The sequence below is a fragment of the Nonomuraea aridisoli genome, assembly GCF_003236395.1.
Classification (GTDB): Bacteria; Actinomycetota; Actinomycetes; order Streptosporangiales; family Streptosporangiaceae; genus Nonomuraea; species Nonomuraea aridisoli.
Map to the genome: position 1 here is coordinate 1 of NZ_POUD01000288.1, position 11,554 is coordinate 11,554.

Annotated in this window: 10 protein-coding genes; 8 read left to right on the top strand and 2 right to left on the bottom strand. The window is 72.1% G+C overall.

Translation table 11 applies throughout. From position 1 onward, the window contains the following. The first annotated feature begins 114 nt into the window (after positions 1 to 114). Together C1J01_RS40350 and C1J01_RS40355 are read left to right on the top strand one after the other, a co-directional pair. Positions 115 to 915, top strand: a complete 801-nt coding sequence (locus C1J01_RS40350) for a DUF3027 domain-containing protein (protein ID WP_111184329.1) — start codon at positions 115 to 117, stop codon at positions 913 to 915. Between the two features lie 64 nt (positions 916 to 979). After that, positions 980 to 4,015, top strand: a complete 3,036-nt coding sequence (locus C1J01_RS40355; protein ID WP_111184330.1) for a sacsin N-terminal ATP-binding-like domain-containing protein — start codon at positions 980 to 982, stop codon at positions 4,013 to 4,015. Between the two features lie 52 nt (positions 4,016 to 4,067). Here the strand turns inward: C1J01_RS40355 and C1J01_RS40360 are convergent, their stop codons facing one another. Continuing rightward, the gene (locus tag C1J01_RS40360; protein ID WP_111184331.1) at positions 4,068 to 4,274 is read right to left on the bottom strand and encodes a DUF2530 domain-containing protein; all 207 of its coding nucleotides are present in this window, start codon (positions 4,272 to 4,274) and stop codon (positions 4,068 to 4,070) included. Between the two features lie 82 nt (positions 4,275 to 4,356). Between C1J01_RS40360 and C1J01_RS40365 the strand changes: the two genes are divergently transcribed. The 4 genes from C1J01_RS40365 (at position 4,357) to thpR (ending at position 8,264) form a co-directional block, all read left to right on the top strand. Further along, positions 4,357 to 5,799 (top strand): NCS2 family permease, encoded by a 1,443-nt coding sequence (locus C1J01_RS40365; RefSeq protein ID WP_111184332.1) that lies wholly within the window; start codon positions 4,357 to 4,359, stop codon positions 5,797 to 5,799. Positions 5,800 to 5,946: 147 nt separating this feature from the next. Next, positions 5,947 to 6,399 carry a MarR family winged helix-turn-helix transcriptional regulator gene (locus tag C1J01_RS40370; RefSeq protein ID WP_111184333.1) on the top strand — a complete coding sequence of 151 codons (453 nt, stop codon included), beginning with the start codon at positions 5,947 to 5,949 and terminating at the stop codon, positions 6,397 to 6,399. A gap of 23 nt (positions 6,400 to 6,422) precedes the next feature. Continuing rightward, positions 6,423 to 7,646 carry an MFS transporter gene (locus C1J01_RS40375; RefSeq protein ID WP_111184334.1) on the top strand — a complete coding sequence of 408 codons (1,224 nt, stop codon included), beginning with the start codon at positions 6,423 to 6,425 and terminating at the stop codon, positions 7,644 to 7,646. A 60-nt stretch (positions 7,647 to 7,706) separates the two neighbouring features. Next, the gene (gene thpR, locus C1J01_RS40380; protein WP_111184335.1) at positions 7,707 to 8,264 is read left to right on the top strand and encodes an RNA 2',3'-cyclic phosphodiesterase; all 558 of its coding nucleotides are present in this window, start codon (positions 7,707 to 7,709) and stop codon (positions 8,262 to 8,264) included. 97 nt (positions 8,265 to 8,361) lie between these two features. Here the strand turns inward: thpR and C1J01_RS40385 are convergent, their stop codons facing one another. Next, the gene (locus C1J01_RS40385; protein WP_111184336.1) at positions 8,362 to 9,330 is read right to left on the bottom strand and encodes an aldo/keto reductase; all 969 of its coding nucleotides are present in this window, start codon (positions 9,328 to 9,330) and stop codon (positions 8,362 to 8,364) included. Positions 9,331 to 9,403: 73 nt separating this feature from the next. Here C1J01_RS40385 and C1J01_RS40390 point away from each other — a divergent pair, with 73 nt between their 5' ends. Then, positions 9,404 to 10,678: an MATE family efflux transporter gene (locus tag C1J01_RS40390; RefSeq protein WP_111184337.1), complete on the top strand. Its 1,275-nt coding sequence runs from the start codon at positions 9,404 to 9,406 to the stop codon at positions 10,676 to 10,678. Between the two features lie 21 nt (positions 10,679 to 10,699). Then, positions 10,700 to 11,554: hypothetical protein (locus C1J01_RS40395; protein WP_111184338.1), on the top strand; the 855-nt coding region annotated here is incomplete at its 3' end.

Consider the following 11,554-nt stretch of genomic DNA (forward strand, 5'->3'; position numbering starts at 1 on the left):
GGTCTGATTCGGGGGGCTTCTCTGGGGGAGATCCGCGGTTGTCGGCACCCGCAGGTCCCAGGATGGGTGAGAATGAAGTGTGAGCGAACAGCACCTTTCGGCGGAGGCTGCCCGATGAGTCGCACCAGGGCCCGCGTCTCCGCTCCCGACCAGGCCTGTGTCGCCGCGGTCGATCTGGCGCGTGCCGCGGCCGAGGAGCTCGCGCGCCCGGGTGAGCCCGGTGAGCACCTCGGTTACGAGAGCGAAGGCGACCGGATCGTCACCCACTACTTCGCCTGCCTCGACCGGGCCTACCGCGGCTGGCGCTGGGCCGTCACCGTCACGCGCGCCTCGCGCGCGAAGAAGGTGACGGTCAGCGAGGCCGTCCTGCTGCCCGGCACCGGCGCGCTGCTGGCGCCCGAGTGGCTGCCGTGGAGCGAGCGGCTGCGCCCCGGCGACCTCGGCGTGGGCGACCTGCTGCCCACCCCCGAGGACGACGACCGGCTCGTCCCCGGTTTCACCGACACCGCCGACGACGCCGAGCATCAGACGGTTTTCGAGTACGGCCTGGGCCGAGCACGTGTGCTCTCGGCCATCGGCAAGGACCGGGCGGCCAGGCGCTGGCACTCGGGCGAGCACGGGCCGCATACACCGATCGCACACGCCGCTCCCGCGCAGTGCTCCACCTGCGGCTTCTACTGGCAGCTCGCGGGCAGCTTGCGGCAGATGTTCGGAGTCTGCACTAACGAGTACGCCCCCGACGACGGCAAGGTGGTGGCCGCCGACCACGGCTGCGGCGCCCACTCCGAGGCCGCGGTGCTGCCGCCGCCCGTGGAGCAGGCCATCCCCATCCTCGACGACCTCGGCTACGACCTCATGGAGGAGGAGGCCGGATCGGTCGACGAGTCCGCCTCGGAGGAGCTCGGGCATTCGTGATCTGAGTGTCGGTGAAGGCCGCTACCCTACGGTGGCCCCAGACCCACAACCAGGATCGTGATAGATGAGCGACACCTACGGCACTGACCGGATGCGAGCGGCCGTCCTCGCCGCGTGGACGGCCTCGCCCGCCAGGTTCCGCGAAGACGCCAACGCGGAGGAGGACTTCGCGCTCGGCGGTTACCGCGACCGGCTGATCGTCGAGCTGGCCCAGAACGCCGCCGACGCGGCCCTGCGGGCGGGCGTGCCGGGAGTGCTGCGGCTGACGCTGCGGGGCGACATGCTGACCGCCGCCAACACCGGCGCCCCGCTCGACGCCACCGGCGTGGAGAGCCTGTCCACGCTGCGGGCCTCCGGCAAGCGTGACGAGAGCGGCGCGGCGGGCCGGTTCGGCGTCGGCTTCGCGGCGGTGGTCTCCGTCTGCGACGCGCCCTCCATCGGCTCGCGCGGCGTCGGAGCCGTGCGCTGGTCCCGTACGGAGACGGCGGCGCTGGTCGCCGAGATCACCGAGCTCGCGGGCGAGCTGGCCGGGCGGGGCGGCCACGTGCCGCTGCTGCGGCTGCCGTTCGACGAGCCGCCGCCCATCGACGTTCCCGAGGGGTTCGACACGATCGTCCGGCTGCCGCTGCGCGACCGGGCCTGCGTCGAGGCGGTGCGGCGCATGCTGGCCGAGACCAGCCCGGCGCTGCTGATCGGCATGCCCGCGCTCGAGGTCATCGAGATCGACGTCGAGGGCGAGAGGCGCGAGGTGGTCGGCGACGGCTGGCACGTCGTGTCCGACTCGGGCGAGTTCACCCCCGAGGAGGTGAGCCGGCTCTTCGCCGACCGGCCCACCGAGGAGCGGGCGCGCCCCTTCTGGTCGCTGCGCTGGGCGGTGCCCGTCACCGGCACGGGCGAGCCGGGGCCGCTGCCCGAGACCGTGCCGCCCGTGGTCCACGCGCCCACGCCCAGCGACGAGCCGCTCGACCTGCCCGCGCTGCTGATCGCGTCGTTCCCGATGGCCACCGACCGGCGCCACGTCGCCAAGGGGCCGCTCGCCGACTTCCTGGTGGAGCGGGTGGCCGACGCCTACGTCCGGCTGCTGCGCGAGCTGCCGCGCACGCCGAAGCTGCTCGACCTCGTGCCCTCCATGCTGGGCAAGGGCGAGCTCGACGCCCGCATCCGCCGCGCCGTGCTCGCGCGGCTGCCGGCCACGCCGCTGCTGCCCGCGCTGTCGGCGCCCGCGCCGGCCGTGCAGACGCCGTCGTTCGCCGAGGTGCCGGTCTACGAGCCCGACGCCGAGTGGCTGGTGGAGCATCCGGCGCGCGAGCCCGAGGGCGACGGCTGGGTGGTCGCGGGCCGGGAGGCGGCCGTGGTGCCGTCCGCGACGGCGGAGCTGCTGGAGACGGTCGCCGACTTCGTCCCCGGGCTGCTGCCCGCGGGCTGGCCCGCCCGCCACCCCGCCATGGCCGCGCTCGGCGTGCGCAGGGTCGAGCTGGCCGACGTGGTCGACCTGCTGTCGGGGGAGGCCGTCGAGGCGCGCGAGCCGTCGTGGTGGCGCTCTCTCTACGACGTGCTGCCCGCCGACGACCCCGAGTCGCTCGGCGCGCTGCCGGTGCCGCTGACCGACGGGCGGCTCGTCCGCGGGCCGCGCGGCACGCTGATCCTCACCGACGGGGGCGCCGACCTCGACCTGACGCCGCTCGGGCTGCGCATCGTGCATCCGGAGGCGGCCCACCCGGCGCTGCTGCGGCTCGGCGCGGCCGAGGCCACGCCGCGTACGATCCTCGACGACCCGCTGACCAAGGCGGCCGTCGCGCAGTCGCTCGACAGCCCCGACCCCGGGCCGGTGGCGCGGGCGGTGTTGTCGCTGGTCGGCGCGGCGGGGCTGGCTCCCGGCGAGGCGCCCTGGCTGGCCGAGCTGGCGCTGCCCGGCGCCGACGGCGAGCTCTACCCGGCGGGCGAGCTCATGCTGGCCGACGGCGCGCTGGCCGGGCTGCTGGAGGCCGACACCCATCTCGGGGTGGCGGCGTCCGAGCTGGAGGAGACCTACGGCGCGCGGGTGCTGGCGGCGGCCGGGGTGCTCGACGGGTTCGCGATGGTGCACGAGTCCGACGTGCTGCTCGACCCCGACGAGTGCGACCACGACCTCGACGGCGAGGCCGAGTGGCTCGACCACGTGCTCGACCTGCTGCCCGACCTCGACGTGCCGCCGCTGGTGCCCGAGTTCACCGCCGTGCGCGACCTGGAGCTGGTGGCCGACTGGCCGGCCGCGCTGGAGCTGCTGACCAGGCCGCCGCTGCGCGCCGCCCTCCACCCGCTGCGGGTCGAGGGCGTGGAGGTGCCGTCCTACACCGCGTGGTGGCTGGCCCACCACCCCGTGCTCGGCGGGCGCAGGCCGCTGGAGCTGCGGCTGCCCGGGGCCGACCCGGTGCTGCAGGGCCTCTACGCCGACGCGCCCGCGGGTCTCGACGAGGCGGCGCTGGCGATGCTCGGCGTCCGTACGACGCTGGCCGAGCTGCTGGCCTCCCACGGCGGGCCGGAGGAGCTGCTCGACCTGATGGCCGAGGAGTCGATCGAGGTCGACCGGGCCCAGTTGCGCGCGTTGTGGATCGCGCTGGCCGCCGTCGACCCGTCGCGGGTGGCGCCGCCGTCGCGGGTGCGGGCGGTGCTGGGCGGCTCGATCGTGGTGGCCCCGGCCGACGACGCGGTCGTGGTGGAGGCGCCCGACCTGCTGCAGCTCGTCACCGACCGGCCGCTGGTGCTGGCCCCGTACGACCTGGCCGAGGCGTTGTCGGAGCTGCTCGACCTGCCGCTGGCCGGTGAGCTCACGCCGGGCGAGGTCACCTCCGAGGGGGTGGTGCGGCCGGTGCCGCCCGAGGTGCGGTCGCTGCTGCCCACCGCGCCCGAGACGTACGTCGAGCACGACAAGCTGCTGGTCGACGGGGTGGCGTGCGCGTGGCGCTACTTCGAGGGCGCGGTGCACTGCACGGGCGTCGACGGGCTGGCGCGCGGCCTGGCCTGGGCCACCGGGCAGTGGAACGACCGGCTCGCGGTGGCGGCGCTGCTGCGCGACCCGGCCGCGGTGCCGCTGCTGCTGGCCGAGGCGGACCTGTCCTGAGCCGGCGAACCGCTGTGTGACGGGTCGCCCTGTCAGGGGCGGCCCGGTGGCGTCAGCGGCGGCGGCGGACCAGCCACAGACCGAAGAAGCCGAAGGCGATCCCTGTCACGCACGTCCAGATCCACCACGTGTTCTCCGGGGCGGGGCGGAAGAGCAGCAGGAAGATCAGGGCGGCGGCCCACACGGCGGTCCCGGCGGCGACGGCGACGGTGTCGTTGGTCTTGATCGGCTCCGGGTCGGGATGCCACTGCTGCTTCACGTGTCCAGACTAGCTTCCAATCGGGTCTCGATCCCATTACTGACTCTTTTCGCAGGTCACCGCAACTGTCACTCTTCGCCGCGTGAGCGACACACGTAGCGCAATCGACCGATACTTCTCAATCTCCGCACGAGGTTCGACCTTCTCCCGTGAGATCCGGGGCGGCCTCGCCACCTTCTTCACGATGGCCTACATCGTGGTGCTGAACCCCCTCATCATCGCCAACGGACAGGACGTGGAAGGCCAGTTCATCGGCGACGGGACCGCCCCCAACGTGGCGCTCGTCGCGGCCGGCACGGCGTTCGTCGCGGGCGTGATGACGATCCTCATGGGCGTCGTCGGCCGCGTGCCGTTCGCGATGGCGGCCGGGCTCGGGCTCAACGCCTTCGTCACCTTCAACATCGCCAGCGTCATGACCTGGGAAGAGGCCATGGGCCTGGTCTTCCTGGAGGGGATCATCATCGCCCTGCTGGTGCTGACCGGCCTGCGCACGGCGATCTTCCACGCCATCCCGGCCCAGCTCAAGACCGCCATCAGCGTGGGCATCGGCCTGTTCATCGCGCTGATCGGGTTCGTGGACGCCGGCTTCGTGCGCAGGGCCGAGGGCACGCCGCTGGAGATGGGCATCGCCGGCAACCTCACCTCGTGGCCGATCCTCGTCTTCGTCCTCGGCCTGCTGGCCACGGCGGCGATGGTGGCGCGCAAGGTCAAGGGCGCCATCCTCATCGGCATCGTGGGCACGACCGTCCTGGCGATCATCGTCGAGGCGATCGCCAGGGCGGGCAGCGCCTCGCCGGAGAACCCGGGTGGCTGGCAGCTGAACCGTCCGGTCCTGCCCAGCGAGCCCTTCGCCTTCCACAACCCGCTCACGCTGTTCACCGAGTTCGACCCGTTCGGCGGGTTCGTCCGGGTGGACCTGCTGCTGGCCGGGCTGTTCGTGTTCACGCTGCTGATCACGGACTTCTTCGACACCATGGGCACGGTCGTGGGCGTCGGCCGCCAGGCGGGCCTGGTCGGCGAGGACGGCGCGCTGCCGCGTACCAAGCAGATCCTGCTCGTCGACTCGATCGGCGCGGCGGCGGGCGGCGCGGGCTCGGTCTCCTCCAACACCACCTACATCGAGTCGGCCGCCGGCGTCGGCGAGGGCGCACGGACCGGCCTGGCGAGCGTGGTCACCGGCCTGCTCTTCCTCATCGCGATCTTCTTCGCGCCGCTCGTGACGATGGTGCCGTACGAGGCCGCCGCCCCCGCTCTCGTGGTCGTCGGCTTCCTCATGATGACGTCGATCCGCGACATCGACTGGAACGACTACGAGATCGCGATCCCCGCGTTCCTCGCGATCGTCGTCATGCCGTTCACCTACTCGATCTCGAACGGCATCGGCGTCGGCTTCATCACGTACGTGCTGATCAAGCTCGTGAGAGGGCGGGCGCGGGAGATCCACCCGCTGCTGTGGGGTGTCACGGCGCTGTTCCTCCTGTACTTCGCCATCGGCCCGATCAAGATCCTCTTCGGGCTCTCCTAGCAGCGCTCCGGCGATGATCGCCCGGAATCCGTCACACCCGAAGCCGCCTCATGCGCACGCATGGGGCGGCTTCGGGTATCAAAGGGTGAGACGTTTAACGTTGGGAAATATCTTGAGTTCCCCTATAGTTAGCAAAGGTAATGACTCATGCTAACCAGAACCCCATCCAAGACGGACCTGCGCAGCGACGCGGGTCTCGCTTCGGCCTTGCGCGTTTCGCTGGCAAGGCTCAACAGGCGTCTGCGGCGCCAGGCGGCGGCGCACTCGCTGACGCCCACGCAGTTCGCGACGCTCGCCGCGGTGGATCGGCATTCCGGGATAACCCCCGGCGAATTGGCCGAGCTCGAGAAAGTGCAGCCGCCCTCGATGACGCGCGTGATCGCGGCCCTCGAGGAGCGCGGCCTGGTCGCCCGCACCCCGCATCCGACCGACCGGCGCCAGGTGAGCGTGTCGGTGACCGAGGCCGCCGAGAAGCTGCTGAAGGAGGAGCGGCGGCGCAAGGAGGCGTGGCTGACACAGCGGCTGAAGGAGCTGTCGCCGGAGGAGAGGTCGATACTCAGGCAGGCGGCGCCGATCCTGGAGAAGCTCAGCAAGATCTAGAGCCCGAAGAACCCAAGACCGGGATGTTCCGGTCGCTCAAGATTCCCAACTACCGCATGTACGCGGCCGGGAGCATCGTCACCAACACGGGCACCTGGCTGCAGCGCACCGCCCAGGACTGGCTGGTGCTCGACCTGACCAACGGCAGCGCATCGGCGCTCGGCACGGCCACCGCACTGCAGTTCCTGCCGATGCTGCTGTTCGGGATGTTCGGCGGCGTGATCGCCGACCGCTACCCCAAGCGGCCCATCCTCGTCACGGCCCAGACCCTCATGGGCCTGCTGGCCCTCACCCTCGGCGCGCTGACGCTGACGGGCTCCGCCCAGGTCTGGCACGTGAACCTGATGGCGTTCCTGCTCGGCATGATCTCCTGTGTGGAGGTGCCGACGCGGCAGGCGTTCGTGGTCGAGATGGTCGGACGGGGCGACCTGCCCAACGCGATCGCGCTCAACAGCTCCATCTTCAACCTGGCCCGCGTGGCCGGTCCGGCGCTGGCCGGCGTGCTGATGCACCTGCTCGGCGGTCCCGGGCCGCTCTTCGTGCTGAACGCACTGAGCTTCCTCGCCGTGATCGCCAGCCTGGTCTTCATGCGCTCGTCCGAGCTGAACCCGGCCGAGCCCGTGCCCAGGGCCAAGGGACAACTCCGCGAGGGCCTGCGCTACGTGCTGCGGCGCGAGGAACTGCTCATGCCGGTGCTGCTCATCGGGTTCGTCTCGATGTTCTCGCAGTCGTTCTCCATGTCGATCGCGCTGATGGCCCGCGAGGTGTTCGGCGCCGACGCGTCGTCGTTCGGGCTGGCCTCCAGCATGTTCGCCGTGGGTGCGCTCGGCGGGGCGCTGCTCGCCGCGCGCCGGGCCCAGCCGACCAGGAAGGTGTTGTTCGCGGGGGCGCTCGGCTTCGGGCTGTTCCAGATCGCGACCGGGCTGGCCCCGTTCTACCCCGCCTACCTGGTGCTGCTCGTGCCCGCCGGGATCGCGCTGATCACGATCAACACGGCGGCGAACGCGAGCGTGCAGATGGCCACGTCCCCCGAGATGCGCGGACGCGTCATGGGGATCTACTTCCTGGTGTTCACCGGTGGGGCGCCGCTGGGCGCGCCGCTGGTCGGCTGGCTGTCCGACCTGGGCGGGCCCCGGGTCGGCGTGATCCTGTCCGGCGCGCTGGTGCTCGTGGGCACCGGCCTCGCGGTGGTCATGACACGCCTGATCGGCTCGCGGGTGCGCAAGCCAGCCCTCGCCGTCGCATGAGTCATGTCCCCGGCGGGCCGGTGCGCCGACCGGCCGGGGACGACGGCACAATCGGGGAACATGAGGTTGTTCGCGGCCGTGGTGCCGCCCGACGAGGTGCTGGACGAGATCGCGCGCGCGATCGCCCCCCACGTCGGGCAGGTGCCCGGCCTGCGCTGGCCCGACCGGGCCACCTGGCACATCACGCTGGGCTTCTTCGGCGAGGTGCCCGAGCCGGTGCTGCCCGAGCTGGAGGAGCGGCTGGCCCGCGCCGTACACCGCCATCCGGTCGCCCACCTGGCCTTCGACCACTTCGGCGCCTTCTCCTCGGCGCGCCGGGCGCGGGTCTTCTGGGTGGGCGTCACCGGCGACTCCATGGTGCGCCTGGCCGACTCGGTCAAGGCGGGCGCCCGGCGGGCCGGGGCCGCGCAGACCGACGAGAAGCGGTTCCACCCTCACCTCACGCTGGCCCGCGCCAAGACCGAGACGGACCTCCGCCCGCTGGTGGAGTCGCTGGAAGGGTTCAGCGGCTCGCCGTGGCGGGCGGAGCGCGTCCGTCTCGTACGCAGCCACACAGGACCCCAGGTGAGGTACGAGTCACTCGCCGAATGGGCGCTGGCACCCTCCGAGCGCGGCTAGGCTCCAGGTCGTGGATCGTCCTCGCCCCTGGTTGCTGCCGATCGTGCTCGGCCTGCTGCTGCTCATCGTCGTGGTGGGCGCCCTGCTCACCTGAGCGTCACCAGGCGTAGTCCTCCGGCGCCGTGCGGTGGCCCGGGAAGATCTCGTCGAGACGGGCCAGGGCGGCGTCGTCCAGGTCGATCTCCAGGGCACGCAGGCTCTCCTGCAGCTGCTCCATCGTGCGCGGGCCGATGATCGGCGCCGTGACCGCCCGCTGCTTCAGCAGCCAGGCCAGGGCCACGTTCGCCGGGTGCTCGCCCAGCTCGTCGCAGAGCTTCTCGTACTGCTCGATCTTGTCTCGGTGCTTGTCCAGCTGCTGGAGCATGTGGTCGGCGCCCGAGCGTCCCTTGTCCAGCTTGCGCAGCACGCCGCCGAGCAGGCCGCCCGCCAGCGGGCTCCACGGGATCACGCCGATCCCGTAGTCCTCGCACGCCGGCAGCACCTCCATCTCGACCGCGCGGGTGAGCAGGTTGTAGTGGGACTGCTCGCTCACCAGGCCCATGAACCGCCGCCGGGCCGCGCTCTCCTGCGCCTTGGCGAGATGCCAGCCGGCGAAGTTGGACGAGCCCACGTACAGGATCTTGCCCTGCTGTCGCAGGACCTCCATGGCCTCCCAGAACTCCTCGAACGGCGTGTTCCTGTCGACGTGGTGGGCCTGGTAGACGTCGATGTAGTCGGTCTGCAGCCGCTTGAGCGACGCGTCGCAGGCCCGCCGGATGTTGAGGGCCGACAGCCGCCGCTCGTTGGGCCAGTCGCCCATGTCGCCGTAGAGCTTGGTCGCGATGACCGTCCTCTCGCGGCGGCCGCCGCCCTGGGCGAACCACCGGCCGATGATGCGCTCCGTGACTCCCTCGCCTCTCTTGCCGCCGTAGGTGTTGGCCGTGTCGAAGAAGTTGAGGCCCAGCTCGTGAGCCCGGTCCATGATCGCGAAGGAGTCCTCTTCCGAGGTGCGGGGGCCGAAGTTCATGGTGCCGAGGCAGAGCGGGCTGACCAGCAGACCGCTGCGTCCGAGGTTCACGTAGTCCATGTGACTCACGATAAGAAGCTGGAGTGCGCTCCAGGCTATAGCGTTGGTTCATGATTTCGAACTATTCAGTTTCGTGATCGATCTCCTTCGCGCCGCCGTCCCCCTCTTCCTGGCGATGATCGCCGGGACGGTCGGCTCGCTGGTCGTCACCTCGGTGCTCGGCCACCACGACACCGTGACGCTCGCCGCCTTCGCGCTGGTCACGGCCGTGCTGAACCCGGCGAGCGCCGCCGTCCAGGGCGCGCTGCGCGGGCTCGGGCCGTTCGTGGCCCCGTACCGCGACGATCCAGGGGCGGCCGTGCCGGTCGTCCGCGACGCGCGCTGGCTCAGCATGGTCGCCGGGACGTTCGGCGCGCTCGCGGTGCTGAGCGTGCCGCTGCTCGCGGGCGCCACCGGAGTGCCCGGCGAGGTCGTCCGCGAGATGGGCGCGCTGCCCTGGTTCCTCGCGGTCTACCTGCTGGTCTTCGCCTCCACCGGAGGCACGAGCACCATCCTGGTCGCGCTCGGGCGGCCGCGTAACGTGCTGTGGCCGACCCTCGTCTACGCCGTCGGGCTGGGCGGGCTGTCCGCCCTGCTGGTGCCGTCGCTCGGGCTGACGGGGGTCGGCATCGCCTGGGCGGTCTCGGGCGTGGTGGCCGCGGCCGTGGCCGCCGGCCTCCTGCGACGCGCGCTCGGACGGCCCGTCGGGCAGGCGCGGCCCCGGGTGCGGGAGATCGCCACGCTGGCCAGGGTCAGCGTCCCGCTGGCGGGGACGGTGCTGATCAAGTTCGGGGTGCTGGCGGTCGTCACCTTCGCGGCCGGCTCCACCGGGGCACGCGACACGGCCGCGCACGCCGTGCTCACCACGCTCACCGGCCTCGTCATGATGGTCGGGCTCTCCGTCGCGCAGGTCTCGGTGCCCGAGGTCGCCCGCGCCACCGACCCGGCCGGGGCGCGCCGGGCCGGCCGCACCGCGGCGCTGCTCGCCGTCATGGGGACGCTCGTCGTGGCCGGCCTGCTGCTCGCCTTCGGGCAGCCGCTGGTGGGGCTGTTCACCGCCGACCCGGCGGTGCTGTCGCGCGTGCTCGGGTTGCTGCCGCTGATGTTGCTCGCCTCGGTGCTCGACGCGGCCCAGGCCGTGCGGGGTTTCGGTCTCACCGCGCTCAAGCGCTCGTCGGCCAGCCTGCTGTTCTTCGCCATCGGGTACGGGCTGCTCGTCGTGGCCGCCGTTCCCGTGGCCCGTACGTGGGGGATCACCGGGTTGTGGACGGCCATGGCGGTGGCCAACGGGCTCCTGCTCGTGCTCCAGGGCGCCGGCTTCCACCGCCACAGCGCCCGGGTCGGCGCGGGGGATCACGTCGCGGGCTGACCGGTGGGGCATGATGGCGGCGTGGGGGAAGTCGTGATCCGGATGCTCGCCGTCGTGGCGGCGCTCTGCCTGCTGCCCGCCGCCCCGGCCTGGGCGGCGCCCGACGACGAGCAGCCGCGGCGGGTGTTCACGTTCAAGGATCCGCAGATCACCGAGTCGAGCGGGCTCGCCGTGTCGCCGACGCGCGATGACGTCTACTACACCCACAACGACAGCGCCGCCACGCCGACGTTCTACGCCGTCGACGGTGAAGGGCGGACGCTGGCCACGTTCCAGGTGCGCGGGGCCGAGGCGCGCGACTGGGAGGCCATGGCCGCCACCCGCGACCCGGCGAGCGGGCGTGGGGTGCTCTGGTTCGCCGACATCGGCGACAACCTCGACGGCGCCTGGCCCGACATCTCCGTCTACAAGGTGATGGAGCCGCGTACGCTCGGCGACGCCACGCTGCCCGCCACCCGATACCGGTTCCGGTACGCGGACGGGGCTCGTAACGCGGAGGGCGTCATGGTGAACCCGAGGACCGGGCGGCTCTACGTGGTGTCCAAGGAGTTCGCCGGGTCGGTGTACGCCGCGCCGAAGCGGCTGCGGGCCGACCGGGTCAACGTGCTGCGCAAGGTGGCCAACGCGCCGCTCATGGCCACGGACGCCGCCTATGCTCCCGACGGCTCGTCGTACGTCGTCCGCACCTACTTCTCGGCGACCCTCTTCCGGCCCTCCGGGGAGCAGATCACCAGGGTGACGATGCCGGAGCTGGACCAGGCCGAGTCGATCACGTACACGCGTGACGGGGCGGCGCTGCTGACCGGCTCGGAGGGGGCGCGCAGCCCGGTCTACCGCGTCCCGATCCCGGCCGCCGCCCGCCCGTCGCCGACCCCC